The sequence below is a fragment of the Streptomyces sp. NPDC058289 genome, assembly GCF_042880975.1.
In the GTDB taxonomy this organism is placed as follows: Bacteria; Actinomycetota; Actinomycetes; order Streptomycetales; family Streptomycetaceae; genus Streptomyces; species Streptomyces stoeckheimensis.
The window spans coordinates 89,868-107,220 of the sequence record NZ_JBHVYI010000006.1; the positions used below are offsets into that span (position 1 = coordinate 89,868).

General features: G+C 73.5%; 13 protein-coding genes and 1 pseudogene. 7 read left to right on the forward strand and 7 right to left on the reverse strand.

Features of this window, described 5'->3' with window-relative positions; all coding sequences use genetic code 11:
* Window positions 1–1,102: 1,102 nt before the first annotated feature.
* Complete coding sequence (locus ACFVX6_RS04605; protein ID WP_389687896.1) at window positions 1,103–3,349, reverse strand: MMPL family transporter; 2,247 nt, start codon at window positions 3,347–3,349, stop codon at window positions 1,103–1,105.
* Window positions 3,350–3,524: 175 nt separating this feature from the next.
* Between ACFVX6_RS04605 and ACFVX6_RS04610 the strand changes: the two genes are divergently transcribed.
* Together ACFVX6_RS04610 and ACFVX6_RS04615 are read left to right on the forward strand one after the other, a co-directional pair.
* Entirely contained in the window at window positions 3,525–4,697 is a 1,173-nt protein-coding gene (locus tag ACFVX6_RS04610; protein ID WP_389687898.1) for a sensor histidine kinase, read from the forward strand.
* The gene (locus tag ACFVX6_RS04615) at window positions 4,672–5,334 is read left to right on the forward strand and encodes a response regulator (RefSeq protein ID WP_389687900.1); all 663 of its coding nucleotides are present in this window, start codon (window positions 4,672–4,674) and stop codon (window positions 5,332–5,334) included. Before ACFVX6_RS04610 ends, ACFVX6_RS04615 begins: the two co-directional genes overlap by 26 nt.
* A 97-nt stretch (window positions 5,335–5,431) precedes the next feature.
* On the opposite strand, the pseudogene ACFVX6_RS04620 reads toward ACFVX6_RS04615, so the two are convergent.
* A pseudogene (locus ACFVX6_RS04620) lies at window positions 5,432–5,608 on the reverse strand (universal stress protein); the annotation flags it as partial.
* Window positions 5,609–5,617: 9 nt separating this feature from the next.
* Window positions 5,618–5,974, reverse strand: coding sequence for a hypothetical protein (locus ACFVX6_RS04625; RefSeq protein ID WP_389687902.1), 357 nt, complete (start codon window positions 5,972–5,974; stop codon window positions 5,618–5,620).
* A 204-nt stretch (window positions 5,975–6,178) separates the two neighbouring features.
* Here ACFVX6_RS04625 and ACFVX6_RS04630 point away from each other — a divergent pair, with 204 nt between their 5' ends.
* On the forward strand, window positions 6,179–6,628 hold the full coding sequence (locus tag ACFVX6_RS04630) for a universal stress protein (protein WP_389687904.1): 450 nt from the start codon (window positions 6,179–6,181) through the stop codon (window positions 6,626–6,628).
* Between the two features lie 59 nt (window positions 6,629–6,687).
* Here ACFVX6_RS04630 and ACFVX6_RS04635 read toward each other — a convergent pair whose 3' ends face one another.
* Window positions 6,688–7,653 carry a serine/threonine dehydratase gene (locus ACFVX6_RS04635; protein WP_389687906.1) on the reverse strand — a complete coding sequence of 322 codons (966 nt, stop codon included), beginning with the start codon at window positions 7,651–7,653 and terminating at the stop codon, window positions 6,688–6,690.
* A 31-nt stretch (window positions 7,654–7,684) separates the two neighbouring features.
* Entirely contained in the window at window positions 7,685–8,329 is a 645-nt protein-coding gene (locus ACFVX6_RS04640) for a TetR/AcrR family transcriptional regulator (RefSeq protein ID WP_389687908.1), read from the reverse strand.
* A gap of 180 nt (window positions 8,330–8,509) precedes the next feature.
* Here ACFVX6_RS04640 and ACFVX6_RS04645 point away from each other — a divergent pair, with 180 nt between their 5' ends.
* The 4 genes from ACFVX6_RS04645 (at window position 8,510) to ACFVX6_RS04660 (ending at window position 14,877) form a co-directional block, all read left to right on the forward strand.
* Complete coding sequence (locus tag ACFVX6_RS04645; RefSeq protein WP_389687910.1) at window positions 8,510–10,225, forward strand: ricin-type beta-trefoil lectin domain protein; 1,716 nt, start codon at window positions 8,510–8,512, stop codon at window positions 10,223–10,225.
* 106 nt (window positions 10,226–10,331) lie between these two features.
* The gene (locus tag ACFVX6_RS04650; protein ID WP_389687912.1) at window positions 10,332–12,659 is read left to right on the forward strand and encodes an alpha-N-acetylglucosaminidase; all 2,328 of its coding nucleotides are present in this window, start codon (window positions 10,332–10,334) and stop codon (window positions 12,657–12,659) included.
* A gap of 220 nt (window positions 12,660–12,879) precedes the next feature.
* Complete coding sequence (locus ACFVX6_RS04655) at window positions 12,880–13,191, forward strand: hypothetical protein (RefSeq protein ID WP_389687914.1); 312 nt, start codon at window positions 12,880–12,882, stop codon at window positions 13,189–13,191.
* Between the two features lie 90 nt (window positions 13,192–13,281).
* Window positions 13,282–14,877 carry a molybdopterin-dependent oxidoreductase gene (locus ACFVX6_RS04660; protein WP_389687916.1) on the forward strand — a complete coding sequence of 532 codons (1,596 nt, stop codon included), beginning with the start codon at window positions 13,282–13,284 and terminating at the stop codon, window positions 14,875–14,877.
* Between the two features lie 60 nt (window positions 14,878–14,937).
* Here ACFVX6_RS04660 and ACFVX6_RS04665 read toward each other — a convergent pair whose 3' ends face one another.
* Together ACFVX6_RS04665 and ACFVX6_RS04670 are read right to left on the reverse strand one after the other, a co-directional pair.
* Entirely contained in the window at window positions 14,938–15,978 is a 1,041-nt protein-coding gene (locus ACFVX6_RS04665) for an exonuclease SbcCD subunit D (protein WP_389687917.1), read from the reverse strand.
* Window positions 15,975–16,757, reverse strand: coding sequence for a hypothetical protein (locus ACFVX6_RS04670; protein ID WP_389687919.1), 783 nt, complete (start codon window positions 16,755–16,757; stop codon window positions 15,975–15,977). The genes ACFVX6_RS04665 and ACFVX6_RS04670 overlap by 4 nt, the downstream gene beginning before the upstream one ends.
* Window positions 16,758–17,353 lie beyond the last annotated feature (596 nt).

The following is a 17,353-nucleotide window of genomic DNA, read 5'->3' on the forward strand; positions in this document are numbered from 1 at the left end:
CGAGGCCCTGACCGTGTGGCGCCCCTTCGAGGACGAGCTCCTCGCGTACTGGCTGCGCGGCGCGGACGCGCTCCTCGCGGAGGGCGCTGCCCTGCTCGACCGGTACGAGGAACTCTCGGCAGTGCACCCCCTGACCAGCCGACACCGCGACCCGCGGTCCCACGCGGCGATCCTGCGCCGGGCCCTGCTGGAGCGTATCTCGGGTCGCGAACTCCCGCCCCGGCTGGCCGGGTTGGCCCACCACGCCACGGCGTCGATGGTGGCCCGGCACGGAGTTCCCGGTTCCGCCGCGCACACCCGGCTGCGCCAGGATCAGGCCCGCCGGGCGACCCGGCCCGCGCACCACGAAATGGCCGCGCTGGTGAGCCGCCGCCTGGCCCGGCTCGACCAGGATTCCGGGCTCTCCGACGTGGACGCGCCCGTCGCCCCGGTCACCGCCGCAGAAGCCCGGGAGACCGGTCTGCCCGTCGGGACCCAGGTACCCGCGTCCGTGCGAGCCCTGGTCGCCACCGCCCTGCGCGCCCCCGCGGCCGTGCTCGTCCAACGGGGCATCGCCACCTCGGCGGAGGACGTGGCCGGCCTGGCCGCACCGCTCCTCGCCGCGGAACTCGCACCGGAGGTAGGGGAATCCGCGCGCGCCGCGCTGCGCCGGCTCGCCGCGTTCGGCCTGGAATCCTTCCCCGGGGCCGACCCGACGCCCCGGTTCCTTGCGGAGCTGGCCGCGCTCGCCGGCCGGGCCGGGCTCTGCGCCTCCTTCGTCCTGGAGCCCTACGCCGACAACTACACCGGGACCGTGACCGCAAGCGTGCTCCCCGCCGCGCGCGTGAGTGCGGAGCTGCTGCACGGGACTCCGTACGCGCGCTACTACGGCATCGACTTCGTGGCACTGCGGGAGCCGGCCCGGGCTGACGACCGGGAGGGCTTCGAGCGGCTGTGCGTCGAACGCGCAGCCCTCACGTGGCCCAGCCATCGGCCGGACCGAGCGCGCGGCCGTCCTCGACTGGATCGACTCCGAGACCGCCCGAGCCGTACCTGCCGATCGGCAATTACGGCCCGTACCCCGAGCGACTGCGGCAGCAGTTCGAGGGCGCGATCCGGCGGTTCAAGACGGGCGGGCAGCCGGGGGAGATTCCGCGTCGGCGCCGACCGGGCCGCGGGGAAGCATCCGGTCCAGCCAGCTCGGCAGCCACCAGTTGGTCCGGCCGAGGAGTGTCATGGTCGCCGGTACCAGCACCATGCGTACGACCGTGGCGTCGATGAAGATCGCGGTGGCCAGGCCGAGTCCGAACATTTTGGTGGAGGGGTCCTCGGCGACGGCGAAGGACAGGAAGACCGCCACCATGATGAGGGCGGCCGAGGTGATGATCCGGGCGGTGCCCGAGACGCCCTCGACGATCGCCGTGCCGTTGTCGCCGGTGCGCAGGTACTCCTCGCGTACGCGGGAGAGGAGGAACACCTCGTAGTCCATCGACAGGCCGAACAGGATGGCGAAGAGGAACATCGGGATGAACGACACGATCGGAACCGTCGCTTCCAGCCCGATGAGTGCGCCTCCCCAGCCCCACTGGAAGACCGCGACCATGATGCCGTAGGCCGCGCCGATGCTCAGCAGGTTCAGCAGTACCGCCTTGAGCGGTACGAGTATCGAGCGGAAGATCAGCATCAGCAGCAGGAACGACATCGCCAGCACGGCGGCGACGAACACCGGCAGGCGTTGGCTGGTGCGTTGGCCCACATCGGACAGGCTCGCGGCGGCGCCGCCGACGTGGGCCCTGGCCGGGCCGTGCCCGACCACCGCGGGCAGCACGTCGGTGCGCAACCGGGCGATGGTGTCGGCCGTGGCCTTGTCCTGAGGGTTGGTGGTCGGGAACACCACGAGGGTCGCGATGCCGGTGGCCCGATCGATGTGCGTCGGCGCGACGGATGCGATGCCCGGATCCGCCGCGACCGTTGCGACGAGTCGGTCCAGCACTCCCGGATCACGAGCGGGGTCCGCGGCGATGACGAGGGGACCGTTGGTGCCCGGGCCGAACCCCTCCGCGACGAGGTCGTAGGCACGGCGCTCGGTACGGCTGTGGGGCAGTGAGCCGTCGTCGGGCAGGCCGACGCGCAGGCCGAGCACGGGCAGCGTCGCCGTCAGCAGCAGCCCCGCCGCGCCGGTCGCGTACAGCACCGGGTGCCGGCAGACGTGCCCGATCCAGCGCCGCCAACCGGCGGCGGGAGCGGCGCCCGCCACCGTGTCCCGCTGCCGTGCGAGTCGGCCCGGCTTCCCGGTCTGCAGCGCCCGGCCGATCCGGCCGGCCCGGGCCAGGCGTGGGCCGGCGACGCCGAGGAAGGCCGGCAGGAGCGTCACCGACGCGACCACCATGGTCAGAACGACGATCGAGACGGCGAGCCCGCCCACCGTCATGAACGGCACGTTCGCGACTGCCAGGCCGAGGATCGATACGACGACGACGCCGCCGGCGAAGACCACGGGCCTCCCCGCCGTGGCCACCGCTCGCCCCGCCGCCTCGTGGGGATCGAGCCCGAGCGCGAGGTACTCCCGGTGCCTGGCGAGCACGAACAGCGCGTAGTCGATGCCCACTCCGAGCCCGACCATGCTGCCCAGGACGGGGGCGAAGGTCGGGACGTCCGTCACCCCCGCCAGTACCGTCATCGTGGCAACTCCGATGGTCAGCCCGAAGACCGCCATGCCGATCGGCAGCGCGGCGGCGACGAGCGAACCGAACGCCAGGAACAGGATCGCGGCCGCGGCGAGGAGGCCGATCAGCTCGCTCGCGCCGCCGTTGGGGTCGGAGAAGGCGTAGAAGAGGTTCCCGCCCATCTCGATGCGCAGGGGCAGCTCGGGGCGCAGCCGGTCGCCGAGATCGACGAGGGCGTCGAGGTCTTTGGCCGACAGTCGGCTCTGGTCGGGGTACTGCACCCGGACGACTGCGATCCTCCCGTCGGCCGAGACAAGGCCGCCGCGCACGGCGGTGTCGCCGCCCGCGTCGAGTGCCCCCGCCGGGTCGCTCGTGCCGAGCACGTGCGGCAGCCGCTTCACCTCGGTCTGCAGCCGCGTGAGAGCGGTGCGCGCGCCGTCGTGGTCGAAGAACGTCGCACCGTCGTCGAGGGGGGTGACGACCACTTGGGCGGTCATCCCCTCCTGGCCGGTGCCTGCCCGCTCGATCAGTTCCGCGGCCCGTTGGGAGTCCAGTCCCGGAGCGGTCATCGAGTCCGCGGTCCGTCCGCCGAAGGCGACGGCGGCGAGGACGGCAAGCGTGGCGGCGATCAGCCATGCCGCGATCACCCGCCAGGGATGGCGGGCGGCGCTTGCGCCCAGGTGCAACAGGGCTTTCGAGAGCATGGGGTCCTCCAACCACCTCGTCGGCCGTCCTTGTACGGCCGACGATGCCGAGGCTCGTCGCCACGGCGTTCCGCGGCATCGGCCCGCGGGCCGCGGATCCGTCGGCCCCGGGGCGGAGTGACGACCCGTCCTTTCGGCCGATGCGCGGCACGCCGTGGTCCCTAGGCTGAGAACCGTGCTACGAGACGACCTGCGAACCCTGTGGACCGAACCCCGGCCGCCCGACGCGCCCGCCCGGGTGCGGCGGGACTGGGCGCTGCTCGCCGTGGGCCTGGGCGGTGTGGCGCTGGAGGCCACCCTGCGCGAGAACGTCGTGTGGCGGCCGGTGGCGGTGGTGTTCGCCGTGTGGCTGTGCCTGCTGCCCCTGTGGCGCCGGACCCGCCCGCTGGCGATGGTGACGCTGGCGTTCGGCTCGGTGATCCTGCTTCCGGTGGCCTCGCTCGTCGCCGCACCGCGCGAGCCCGTCGGCCTGTACACCGGCGCGGTCGTGCTCGTGCTCGTGTATGCGCTGCCCCGGTGGGGATCGGGACGCGAGATCGTGCTGGGCGGCGCGGTGATCCTCGCGGCCGGCGCGCTGTGTGTCGTCACGGACGGGACCCCGGTCGTCGAAAAGGTTGCGGGCTTCGTCTTCCTGCTGCTGCCCGGCGTGGTCGGGGCTGCCGTGCGGTTCCGGGTGACCGCTCGCGAGCGGCAGTTGGAGCAGGTGCGCTCCCGCGAGCGCGAGCAGCTCGCCCGGGAACTGCACGACACGGTGGCCCACCACGTGTCGGCCATGGTGATCATCGCCCAGGCGGGCCGGGTGCTCGCGGGCACCGACCCCTCCGCCGCCTTCGAGGCGCTGGAGGAGATCGAGGAGGAAGGAGCGCGCACGCTGGAGGAAATGCGCGCCATGGTCGCCGCGCTGCGCGACCGCGGGGTCGGCGCCGAGTTGGCGCCCCCTGCCGGAGTCGCGGATCTGGAGCGCTTGGTGCGCACCCCGGGTGGCCGCCTCAGGGTCGACCTGGGGCTCGACGGCGAACTGGACGCGCTGCCCCCGGCCGTGGACGCGGCCGTCTACCGGATCGTGCAGGAGTCGGTGACCAACGCGATGCGCCATGCGGTCGACGCGACCGAGCTCGTCGTCCGGGTCGCCGCGGAACGGCACATGGTGCGGGTGAGCGTGCGCGACAACGGCCGGCGCACCGGCCGGGGTCGCGACGGATACGGACTTACCGGATTGCGCGAGCGCGCGACGATGCTCGGCGGCACACTACGAGCCGGCCCGGGTACCGACCGGGGCTGGCACGTCGACGCCGAACTGCCGAGAGCGAGGAGCGAGAGCGGTGTCCATTCGCGTCCTCGTCGCTGACGACCAGACGATCATCCGCACCGGGCTGCGGATCATGCTGAACGCCCAGCCCGGCATCGAGGTGGTCGGCGAGGCCACCGACGGGCGGGAGGCGGTACGTCTGGCCCGCGAACTGCGCCCCGACGTCTGCCTGTTCGACATCCGCATGCCCGTACTCGACGGGCTCGAGGCCACCCGGCTGGTCGCCGGTCCGGGCGTCGCCGACCCGCTGGCCGTGGTCGTCATCACCACGTTCGACCTCGACGAGTACGTCTACGGCGCGCTGCGTGCCGGCGCCCGCGGATTCCTCCTCAAGGACACGGGACCAGACCTTCTGGCCCAGGCCGTACGGTCGGCCTCCGGCGGTGAGGCGCTCATTGCGCCCAGCGTCACCGTCCGTCTGCTCCAGGCATTCGCGGACCTGCCCGCCGGCCGGCCCCTGGCCCAGCCGGTCGCCCCGGTCACCGCCCGCGAGGAGCAGGTGCTCCTCGCCGTCGCTCGCGGGCTGACCAACACCGAGATCGCCGATGCACTGCACATCAGCCTCAGCACGGTGAAGACGCATCTGGCCAGCCTGATGGCCAAACTCGGCGCCCGCAACCGGGTCGAGATCGCGATGTGGGCCTACGAAACGCGCCGCATCCTCCCCGGAACCTGAGCCGGGTGCCGGGCCATGTCCCTTGAGTCCCCGCCCGGGCATCAGTGCACCGGTCGGCTCACACCAGGGCCACCCGATGATCACGACTCGACAGGCCCTAGCCGTGTACGGGAACCACCGCCACCGGGCACAGGGCGTGCAGCAGTAGCGCGTTGGACACCGAGCCCATCAGGAGGGAGTTGGCGCGCAGGCGGCGGCGGTGGCGGCCCATCACGATGAGGTCGGCTCGCTGGGAGGCGGTGACCAGGCGGCCGGCCGGGTCGCCCGGGGCGACCGCCGCTCCCTACTTCACGCGGTAGTCGGCCTTCTCGGCGAGCTTGCCGTCCTTGTAGCAGAAGCGCAGCACCGTATCGCCGCTCCCCGAGTCGGACAGGTACCAGGAGCACTCGCTGCCGGCGGGCACCGCGGGGCCGCCGTCCTTGAGGGCCGAGGTGACGAAGCTTTCGCCGGACGGCAGCTTGGCGCGGACCTCGGCCTCTGAGTCGCCGACGCTGACGGCCTCGTACACCTTGTGGTCGACGAGGGTCTTGTCGGCCACGTCGATGACCTTGCCCACCCCGAAAAGCAGCGCCACGAGCAGTCCGATCCCCAGCACCCCGGCCACCGCACAGCCGATCAGACATCCATTGCGTCGCGCCACGTCGAACTCCTCGTTCCTCTGCCATCTGCCATCTGCCATCTGCCGGGCGACTTCCGCCCGTCCCTCGACTCTCGCAAGCGCGGGCGGCCGCTGCTGTTCTCCAAAGTCTCGGGTCCGCGCAACGATCGTCGTTCGAGGTCGGACCCGGTGCGGCGTGTATACAGGGATGAGAACGATCATTCGGACGAAGCGTGAGGAACCATCGTGAGCCAGAACACCGAGCCTCTGATCGTCGTCGGCGTGGACGGTTCGAACCACTCGAAGCAGGCCCTGCGCTGGGCGGCGGCCCAGGCGAAGGCCATCGGCGGCCGGGTGCACGCCGTCATGAGCTGGGAGTGGAACACCAACCCCTTCGGCGTCAGCCCGGCCGAGCAGACCGAGCTGGTCCACGCCGAGGACGCGGCCCGGCAGAAGCTCGCCGACACCGTGGCGGAGGCGGTCGGCACCTCGCCGGGCGTTCCGGTCTTCCGCCGGGTGGAGCAGGGCTCGCCCGCGCAGGTGCTGGTGGAGGCCTCGAAGGAAGCGGCGCTGACGGTCGTCGGCACCCGCGGCTACGGCGGCATCAAGGGCGCGCTGCTGGGCTCGGTGAGCCAGCAGGTGGTGCAGTACGCGGCCAGTACGGTCGTCGTGGTCCGCGAGGACGGCTCCGCGTGAGGGAGTGAGGGGCCGCGGGGCTGAGCGACTGCGGGACTCGGCGACTGCCGTCCCGCCACTCAGGACGGCGCCGCGCCGAGGTCCGCCGGGTCGGTGTTGGCCCCGCAGAGCACCACGGCGACCCGCTCGCCGAGCGGGCCGGGTGCGGTGCGTACGGCCGCCAGGGCGGTGGCCGCGCCCGCTTCGACCACGATGCGGTGCTCGTCCCAGAGGGCGCGCCGGGCGGCGGTGATCGCCGCGTCCGGGACCAGGACCGATACGGCGTTCGGCTCCCGTACGGCGGCCAGCGCGTCCGCGGAGACCCGGGTGGCTCCGAGCGAGTCGGAGGCGACGGAGTCCACCGGGACGTCCACCAACCGGCCGGCTTCGAGGGCCGCGTTCAGGGCCCGGCAGTTCTCCGGCTCGGCCGCGACGACCCGTACGCCGTGTTCCCGCGCGGCGGTCGCGATGCCGGCGAACAGGCCGCCTCCGCCGACCGCGACGACGACCGTGTCCAGGCCGGGCAGGGCGGTGCGGATCTCGTCGAGCAGGGTCCCGGCGCCCGCCGCGATGAGCGGGTGGTCGTACGCGTGGCTGCTGAGCGCCCCGCTCCCGGCGGCGAACTCCCGGCAGGCGGCGAGCGCTTGGGCGTACCGGTCACCGACGAGCCGTACGTCGGCCCCGTAGCCGCGCAGCCGCTCCACCTTCACGCGCGGGGCCGTGGCCGGCAGGAACACGGTGGCGGGTACGCCCTCGGCAAGGGCCGCCCAGGCGCAGGCGAGCCCGGCGTTGCCGCCGGAGGCGATGGTGACCCCGGCATCGGGGAGGGTGCCGGCGGCGCTGTGGGCGGCGAGGAAGTTGCGGGCGCCGCGCGCCTTGAAGGAGCCGGTGTGCTGGAGGTACTCCAGGGCGTACGAGATCCCTCCGCCCGCCGGTATCACCGCGACGGGCCGCACGGCCCCGGCGATCCGGCCGGCGGCGGCGCGCACGGCGCCGTAGTCGAGGGGCACCGCGTCGAGGGATACCGCGTCGAGCTGCTGTTCCATGAACCCGTACTCCTGTCGTTCGAAACTCGTCTCAGGCTCCGGCGGGCCGGTTCGCCTCGATCAGCTGGCGCAGGGCGCCGTAGTACACCTCGTGGTCGGTCAGGGCGGGCAGTACGTCGGCCAGCCCGGCCGAGAGCACGGGGAACTCGGCGGGGTCCAGGGCCGCCAGCGCCCCGCGCGAGGCGGCGGTGGCGGCGGCCGGGTCCCGGTGGTCGACGAAGGCCGCGCTGCCCAGGGTCAGCAGGTACATCCGCCGGTACGCGGTCATCGCCTCGGCGGGGGCCATCCCGGCGGCCACGCTGTCGGCGAGCGCCGGTTCCACGAGCCGGGCGAGCAGCTGCCGGCCCAGCCAGGGGCGGCCGCCGCGCAGGATCATCAGCCCGGGGTGCGCCGCGAGGAGCCGGTAGAGGGCGGTGAACCGCTGCTCGGCGGCTTCGGCCCAGCCCACGTCGGCCGGGATGTCGGGCAGCTGGGCGGCGAGGTGTTCGGTGCAGAGGTCGAGCAGCCCGGCGAGGTCGGTGCACCGGCGCTGGACGGTGGCGTGGGAGACGTCGAGCTGCTCGGCGAGCGCACGGAAGCTGAGCGCGGCGGGCCCCTGCTCGTCGAGGATCCGCAGGGCGGCGGCGGCGATCGTCGCGGGTGTGGCGCGGTCCAGGGCGGCTGACCTTCTCGGCATGAGATACACCGTATCAGCCACTGTCACATCCAGCGTATCGAACGGCGCATTACCTCCTTCGCGCGCGCTCGACTACACCCATATTGCTGGTCATTGATCAATAACCCCCGACTTATGTTGACAGCGGGTAGTCACACCGCTGCACTGAGCCCTCGACAGCCCCCACGTCAAGGAGACTCCGTGCCGCCTCGCCTGCGTGCGTCGCTCCCCTGTCTGACCGCGGCCGCCCTGCTCGCCCTCGCGCTCTGCCCCGCCCCGGCGACGGCCGAGCCCACCGCGACGTCGGACACCCCGCTCGCGCTCACTCCGCCCATGGGCTGGAACAACTGGGCGCACTACATGTGCGACATCGACGAGGCCAAGGTCGTGGCGAACGCGGACGCGCTCGTGGCCACCGGCCTGGCCGCCAAGGGCTACGACACCGTCACCATCGACGACTGCTGGATGACCAAGAGCCGTGACGCGGACGGCAATCTGGTCGTCGACACGGAGAAGTTCCCGCACGGCATGGCCTGGCTCGGCACGTACCTGCACGCCAGGAAGCTGAAGTTCGGCATCTACCAGGACGCCGGCTCCCTCACCTGCGAGCGCTACCCCGGCAGCGGCTCCCCCGAGGGCGGCGGCCCCGACCACTACGCCCGCGACGCCCGGCAGTTCGCCTCCTGGGAGGTGGACTACGTCAAGATGGACGGCTGCAACCTGTGGGTGCCCGAGGGCAAGACCAAGGAGCAGGCCTACCGGGACGCCTACAACTCCGTCGCCCGGGCGCTGCGCGACAGCGGCCGGGACATGGTGCTTTCCGCCTCGGCGCCCGCCTACTTCCAGCAGGGCGAGTGGGGCGGATCCGACTGGCACAAGGTGATCGACTGGGTCGGCGAGACCGGCCAGCTGTGGCGCGAGGGCCGGGACATCAAGGTCTACAAGCCGACCGCCCCGGACACCTCGCGCTGGAGCTCGGTCATGGGCAACTACGGCTACAACCGCTGGCTCGGCCGGTACGCCGGCCCCGGGAACTGGAACGACCCCGACTTCCTGATCGCGGGCGCCCCCGGACTCACCGCGGCGGAGAGCCGCAGCCAGGTCGGTCTGTGGGCCATGATGGCCGCGCCGTTCATCCTGTCCTCCCAGGTCTCCGAGCTCAGCGCTGACGGGCTCGCCGCCCTGGGCAACACCGATCTGATCGCGCTGGACCAGGACCCGATGGGCCGCCAGGGCGCCGTGGTCTCCTCGAACGCCACCTTCGACATCCTGGTGCGGCCGCTGGCGAACGGGGACCGCGCGGTCGCCGTGCTCAACCGCTCCGGCGCCGCCCGCGACATCCGCGTACCGCTCGACGAACTCGGCCTGGGCTCCTGCACCGTCGAGGCGAAGAACCTGTGGAACGGTGAAACCCGTGAGCTGTCCGACACGTTGACCGGCACGCTGGCCGCGCACGACACCGGCGTCTGGCGGCTCACCCCGCGCACCGGCTGCGCCGAGGCCGTGCCCACCGGGCAGATCACCGGCCGGGGCTCCGGCACGACCGCCGCCTGCGCCGACGGGGCGAACACCACCGGCGTCGGCGCCGTCGTGATGGCCGCCTGTACGGGCGCCCCCGACCAGCGCTGGACCCTGAGCCGGGACGGCAGCCTGCGCCTGGCCGGCGCGTGCCTGTCGGCGGGCGAGGAGGGCCTCGTGGAGCTGGCCGACTGCTCGGGCGGCCAGCGGCGCCGCGAGGCGGGTCAGAGCTGGACCCCCCGCCGGGACGGGGCCCTGGTCGAGGACGCGAGCGGGCTCTGCCTGACGGCGCCCGCCCCCGCAGCGGCCCCCGTCGAACCGGGCACCCCCGCCGAGCGGCTGCGGCTGACGCCCTGCGGCGACCACCAGGTCGACCAGGCGTGGGCCCTGCCGGTCTGACGGCCCCATGGGGAAGCAGACGAGGCACCAGACGAGGAAGCACCCACCCACCGAGCCGAGCGAGCCGGCCGCAGCGCCGGAGCCGGCCGAGACGAGGACGACGCGCATGCCGGTCCCCCTCCCCCACCGCGGCCGGGCCGCCCGGCGCGTGCGCCGCCGGGTCACCCTGGCCGCGCTGCCCGCGGCCCTGCTCACCCTGGCCGTCGCCGGGGCGGCCCCCGGAGCGACCTCTCCCGCGGCGGGGGCGACGGCTCCCGCGGCCCAGCCCCCCGCCGTGTCGCCCGCGCGGGCCGCGGCGGGACCCGCCGCGGCGACGCCCCCGGCCCGGCCGCGGGTCTTCGACGCCACCCCCGTGCGGGCCTCGCTGCAACGGCTGCTGCCGCGCCACGCCGGGCAGTTCACGCTGGTGCCCGACGCGGGAGCCGGGCCCGACACCTTCACCGTGTCCGGGACGGCCGGTGCGATCACCGTCCGGGGCTCCACCGGCGCCACCCTGCTCACCGGGGTCGGCTGGTACCTCCAGCACGTCGCCGGAGCCGACATCGGCTGGCCCGGCGACAGCATCGGCCTGCTTCCCGCCGAGCTGCCGGCGGTGCCCTCCCCGGTCACCCGCAGCGCGCAGGTGGCGCACCGGTACGCGCTGAACGACACCGACGACGGATACTCCGGCCCGTACCGCACCTTCGAGGAGCACCAGCGGCAGATCGACCTGCTCGCCCTGCACGGCATCAACGAGGTGTTCGTGCAGGTCGGTGCCGAATACCCGTACTACCGGGCGCTCCAGCAGTTCGGTTACTCCGCCGAGGAGCTGCGGGAGTGGATCCCCGGTCCCGGCCACCAGAGCTGGTGGCTGCTGCAGAACCTGAGCGGCTTCGGCGGTCCGGTGTCCGAGGAACTGATGCGAGGACGCGCCGAGTTGGGTGGCAAGATCGCCGAACAACTGCGCGACCTCGGCATGACCCCGGTCCTGCCGGGCTACTTCGGGACGGTGCCGCCTGCCTTCGCCGGACGCAACCCGGGCGCGGTGACGGTTCCGCAGGGCGACTGGGCGGGCTTCGAGCGGCCCGACTGGCTGGACCCGGTGTCGCCGCCCTTCGCGCGGCTGGCCGCCGCGTACTACGCGGAGCAGCGCGCGGTGTTCGGGGACAGCACGATGTACCGGATGAGCCCGCTGCACGAGGGCGGGCAGACCGGTTCGGTGGACGTGAAGACGGCCGCCGGGGCCGTGCAGCAGGCCCTGTGGGCTGCACATCCGGGCGCGCTGTGGGCGGTGCTGGGCTGGCAGGACGATCCGACCAAGGAGCTGCTGGCCGGGGTGGACACCTCGAAGCTGCTGATCCTGGACGGACTCTCCGACCGCTACAACCGGCTGGACCGCGAGACCCGTTGGGGCGGGACCTCGTACGCCATCGGTTCGATCTACAACTTCGGCGGGCACACGACGGTCGGCGCCAACACCTCGGTGTGGATCGACCGGTTCCAGTCCTGGCGCGCGAAGCCCGACAGCGCGCTGGCCGGCATCGCCTATCTCCCCGAGGCCACCGGGACCAACCCGGCGGCCTTCGACCTCTTCACCGACCTGGCCTGGGAGCCCGGCCCGGTCGACCAGCAGAAGTGGTTCGCGGACTTCGCGGGCCGCCGCTACGGGGCCCCGGACGCCGAGGCCGCCGCCGCCTGGGAGGAGCTGCGCAAGGGCCCGTACAGCACCTCCTCGGGGCTGTGGTCGGAGTCCCAGGACAGCCTGTTCAGCGCCCGGCCGAGCCTGACGGCGGTGGGGTCGGCCTACTGGAGCCCCAAGGCGATGCGGTATCCGGCGGGTTCGGTACGCCGGGCCCTGGACCACCTGCTCAAGGTGGACCCTCGGCTGCGCGGCTCCAGCGCCTACCGTTTCGACCTGGTGGACACCGCCCGGCAGGCCCTCGCCAACCACTCACGGGTGCTGCTGCCCAGGATCAAGGCGGCCTACGAGGCCCGGGATCTGGCGCTGTTCCGCCAGCTGACCGCCGACTGGGCCCATCGGGAGAAGCAGTTGGACGCGCTCGTCGGCTCGGATCCGAACTTCCTGCTCGGCTCCTGGCTGTCGGCGGCCCGCGCGCACGGCGCGGACGGGGCCGAGCAGGACCGGTACGAGTACGACGCCCGCACGATCCTCAGCGTGTGGGGGCGGCAGAGCACCAGCGAGGGCGGCTTCCTGCACGACTACGCGAACCGCGAATGGAGCGGCCTGATCAGCGAGTTGTACGCACGGCGCTGGTCCTCCTACTTCGCCTCGCTGGAGGAGGCGCTGGAGCGGCGCGCCGCTCCGAGGGCGATCGACTGGCACGCCTTCGAGGACGACTGGGCCAAGCTCACCACCCACCACCCGGCGCGGCCGAGCGGTGACCCGTACACCCTGGCGACGGGCATCGCCGCCACCCTTCCCGAGGTCAACTGACGTACACCACAAGGGCAGTGGGGATCCCCCGCCGAAGCGCCGCTCACCCTCCGGGGGGTGGCTCCCCACCCGCCCGGGGGACAACCGGGCCGACTGCGCCACGCTCTAGCGCGGCACCGGGTTCACTGAAGGACACTGCCGGAAACGGATCAGGGGCGGTCGCCGGAGCCATCCGGCGACCGCCCTTTCCGACGCCGCCATCGCCGGAAGGACGCCCGCCATGTCCGAGACCGATCCGCACCGCACCTCCACGACGCTGGAGCTGTTGACGCTCCTCACCGGCGGGGCCGCGGCGCCCGCCACCGCGCCCGCCGGCCCGCCCGCCATCGGCCGGTTACGGCCGCCCGCGGACCGGGACCAGCAGCTGCGGCACCGTTCGGATCTGCGGGAACGGCTCACCGACGGGATCGTGGAACTGCGCAAGCGCCGGCAGATCGCCACCCACCGGGCGGCGGGCCCGGCGGATCCGGAGGGCCGCCTCGCGGCCATGGCCCGGCGGGCCGCGGAGCGGTCCGGGCACCCGCTCGCCTGAGGACGGCGCCCGAGGCGCGGATCCCCGGTTCGGAGGCACCCTGGTACCTGGGGGGACACATCCCACCGAGCGGGGCGGCGGTGACTCGGCATGATCCGTAAGAAACCGGGGCGGGCCGGCCCCGGCAGGCCCGGCCGGTACGCGCTCGGCGCCGTCAGCGGACTGATCGCCGCCTTCGCCGGGATCGCCCTGGCCCAGCTCGCCGCGGCGGCCGTCCGGCCCGAGGCCGCCCCGTTCGCCGCCGTCGGCGGGGCCGTGGTCGACGCGACCCCGGCCGCCGTCAAGGAATGGGCGATCCGCCGGTTCGGCACCGACGACAAGCTGGTCCTGACCCTGGGCATCGGCGCCCTGCTGGCCGCCGTGGCGATCGCGGCGGGCCTGCTCGCCGTACGCCGCCCCGCCGCGGGAACGGCCCTCGCGGCCGCCTTCGGCGTGCTCGGCGCGGCGGCTGCGCTCAGCCGGCCGGAGGCCGCCTGGCAGGACGCGCTGCCCTCGCTGGCGGGCGGGTCCGCGGCCGCCGGAGTGCTGTACCTCCTGGTCAGAGCCATCCCGCGGCCCCGTCCGCGGCCCTCCGGCGCCGGCCCGCCCGGTGTCATGGACCGGCGCGGTTTCGGCCGCCTCGCCCTCGCCACCCTGGCCCTCTCGGCCGGAGCCGGGTACGTCGGGCGGCGGCTCGGCGCCTTCGGGGACGCGGGAGCCACGGCCTCGCGGGCCGCGCTCGTCCTTCCCCCGCCCGCCGTGCCCGCCCCGCCCGTACCGGCCGGGTCGGAGCTGCGGATCCCCGGGGCCACCCGCTTCGTCACCCCCAACCAGGCGTTCTACCGGGTGGACACCGCGCTGGTCGTACCGCGCGTGGACGCGGACACCTGGCGGCTGATCGTGCACGGGGACGGGGTCTCCAGGCCCCTCACCCTCGGCCTGCGGGAGCTGCTGGCCCGCCCCCTGGTCGAGCACGACGCCACCCTCACCTGCGTGTCGAACGAGGTCGGCGGCCCGTACGCGGGCAATGCCCGCTGGCTGGGCGTGCGCCTCGCCGATCTGCTCCGCGAGGCGGGAGTGCGACCACCGTCGCAGGGCGGCCGCGCCGACCAGCTCGTGGCGCGCTCGGTGGACGGGATGACCCTCGGCACCCCCGTCGAGGCCGTGATGGACGGCCGGGAAGCGCTGCTGGCCGTGGGCATGAACGGCGAGCCGCTCCCCTTCCGGCACGGTTTCCCCGTCCGGATGATCGTGCCGGGGCTGTACGGGTACGTCTCCGCGTGCAAGTGGCTGCGCGAGCTGCGGCTCACCACCTTCGCCGCGTACGACGCGTACTGGGTGCGCCGCTCCTGGGCGCAGCAGGCCCCGGTCAAGACCCAGTCGCGCATCGACACCCCGCGCCCCTTCGCCGAGGTCGCGGCGGGCCGGGTGGCGGTCGCCGGGGTTGCGTGGGCGCAGCACCGGGGCATCGCGCGGGTCGAGGTACGGGTGGACGCGGGCCCGTGGCAGGAGGCCCGGCTCGGCACGGCGGACGGGGACGACACCTGGCGCCAGTGGGTGTGGCCCTGGGAGGCGGCTCCCGGCGGGCACACCCTGGAGGTCCGGGCGACGGACCGTACCGGCGCCGTACAGACCGGGGAACGCGCCGGAACCCTCCCCGACGGGGCCACCGGCTGGCACACGGTGACGGTCCGGGTGCGGGGCTAGGGCATGCCCTGCGGATCGGCGCGGGTCGGACCGCCCCGGATCACGCCGGATCGGGCCGGGTCAGCAAGCGACGGCTGCGCCCTCGGCGGACGGGCCCTCGGCCGGGCAGACCATGGCGGCCGGGCCGGCCAGGGCGCGGGCCTCGTGGAGGAGGCCGGGCGGGGTGGCGGCGCTGAGGGTCCAGACGACGGCGCCGCCCAGCGGCGGCTCCGGGACGGCCGCGAACCGGTCCCGCAGGTCGGCCTCGGCGGTCTCGGGGTACGGGAGGTGGAGCGTCTCGTAGCGCACCGGGGCCGTGTCCACCGGGAGGATCCCGATGCGGCGGCGGTCACCGCCGGGGTCCCGATCAGGGACGGGGAAAGGGTCCCGGTCCGCAGCGGGACCTTCGATCAGCAGCTCCGTGAATCCGCGGCCGCCTGTCTCTCCGGGTCCGCGGGCGTGCGTGTTGCCCGGGTAGGCGGCGAAGGCGCCGGCGCCGGGGACCAGCCGGTGGTGGACGTGGCCCAGCGCCCAGTAGTCGTACCCGGCGCCGGCCAGCGTGCGAGGGTCGGCCGGTGCGCAGATCCGGCGGCTCCAGGCCCCGTGCAGGCTGGTGTGCAGCAGCCCTATGTTGACGGCGCCGGGGGTCGCGGACGGGAAGCCGGCCGCGAGGTCGCGGCGCTCGTCGGGCTCCGCCACCGACTGGCCGTGGACGGTGACGCCGAGGTCGGGCCAGGTCACCGACTCGGGGGCGTCGGCGCCGAGCCAGCGCACCGAGGGCGGGAGGTGCAGTTTGTGCGGCAGCGGGGTCTCGGCGTCGTGGTTGCCCGAGACCACCACCGTGCGCAGGCCCGCCTCGTGGAAGGCGCCGAGGGCGTCCTGGCAGGCGGCCAGCGCCCGGGCGTCGCAGTGGCGGCGGTCGAAGACGTCCCCGGCGATGAGCACCGCGTCGTAGCCGCCCTCGACGATGCGGCGCACGGCCGCGCGCAGGGCCTCGTACGGGGCTTCGCGCCGGTCTATCGCGGGCGCCCCGGGGTAGTCCGCCAGCCCGCGCAGGGCGGAGCCTATGTGCAGGTCGGCCAAGTGGGCCACGCGTATCGGCGCGGTCGCGGAGGTGTTCACCGGCCGAGGATGAGTTCGGTCTTGAAGGCGTCCCGCTCCAGCAGCCAGCCCTCGGCGCGGAGCTTGCCCATCAGGTCGGAGCGCAGTTCGACCGCGTCCCGCAGGGTGCGCCCCTTGGCGGTGATCTCGGCGAACCAGGCCAGCTCTCCGGAGGCGGTCCGCAGCCGGCTGACTTGCGTCTCCATCGCATGATCGAGCATCCGGCCAGGGTAGTTGGCTTGCCTTACGGGACCGTGGAGCCGGGATGAAGCGGTGACCGACTCTGCCCAACCGGCAGGTTTCGCAGCCCACTTGGCGAGCTTTCCGGGGAGGCGGTCCAGGACCAGGGCGCGGGAGGCGTCGAGGCCCGGGAGTTCGCCGGGCTCTAGGCCCGGGAGCGGCCGGCACTTCTTGTTGGTGAAGTCGAGGGTGGCGCGGGTGTGGCTGAGGTTGACCTGGACGGAGTAATTGCCGTCATCCGCACAGAAGTTGTGCACGGAGGCCCGGTCCATCACGCGTCGCACCGCGGCCGGGTCCGTACCGTCGCCCTCGATGTCGAAGCGGGCCTTGTAGGCGAGGCGGATCCGGTTCTCGTCGTCGTGGCGCCGGATGCGGACGATCCAGCCCTGTCCGTTCAGGCTGCACCCGGCGTCGTCCATGTACTGGGCGACCTCGAAGCGGCCGGGCGCACCGAGGGACAGCGCGGCGGCCGCAGCGGCCGTGGGCAGGCCGTCGGCGTCGAGCACCCGCTCCGGGTCGACCAGCAGCTTGACCTGGTAGCCCGCGCGCACCGGAGCCACCGGCGACATCCTGGTGTGCACTCCGGAGCGAATCCGGCGGCTCGCCGCTTTCTGTACCTTCTTCGCGCTCTGCGTGTTCTGGATTTTCTGCGTTTTGCGCATATCCCCGTCGATCATGCCTCATACGGCACCAGACCGGCCGAAAGCCCTGGAACCGTGCAGGTGAACAGGCGGTGAATCTACCCCAGGACCAAGGTCCCGACCTGTGAGGTCTCACGGCCCGCCGGCTCGAGATCTTCGCCGCACGTTCACGCCGGATGGAGATCGTAGATTGTGAATACATTCACAAGACCTCGGCAACGGCAACGGACAAAGGTGCACGTCATAGCCACTCTGCTCACCTCTCCATCCGGCCCTTCCTGGACAAGCTGTTCGAGCTCGGATTCAGCACCCCGTCGGCCAAGTCCGTCATCAACGGCGGCTCACCGACCGAAGGGTTCCTGCTCCACGGGACGAAGGGCCCCTTCGCGCACACCTTCGACTCGGTAGCCTGCGCCGGCCGGCTTGACCGGGCCCGTCCGGAACCGCCCGCTCCCCCGGTCCGACACGATGCGCGCCGCCCGCTCCCCCGGGCGGTGCGCATCGTAGATTTGGCG

Bases quoted from the DNA above. Each gene is read 5' to 3' on its own strand.
- ACFVX6_RS04660 (WP_389687916.1), top strand. From the start codon at position 13,282: ATGATCCGTAAGAAACCGGGGCGGGCCGGCCCCGGCAGGCCCGGCCGG.
- ACFVX6_RS04640 (WP_389687908.1), bottom strand. From the start codon at position 8,329: ATGCCGAGAAGGTCAGCCGCCCTGGACCGCGCCACACCCGCGACGATC.
- ACFVX6_RS04635 (WP_389687906.1), bottom strand. From the start codon at position 7,653: ATGGAACAGCAGCTCGACGCGGTATCCCTCGACGCGGTGCCCCTCGAC.
- ACFVX6_RS04650 (WP_389687912.1), top strand. From the start codon at position 10,332: ATGCCGGTCCCCCTCCCCCACCGCGGCCGGGCCGCCCGGCGCGTGCGC.
- ACFVX6_RS04605 (WP_389687896.1), bottom strand. From the start codon at position 3,349: ATGCTCTCGAAAGCCCTGTTGCACCTGGGCGCAAGCGCCGCCCGCCAT.
- ACFVX6_RS04655 (WP_389687914.1), top strand. From the start codon at position 12,880: ATGTCCGAGACCGATCCGCACCGCACCTCCACGACGCTGGAGCTGTTG.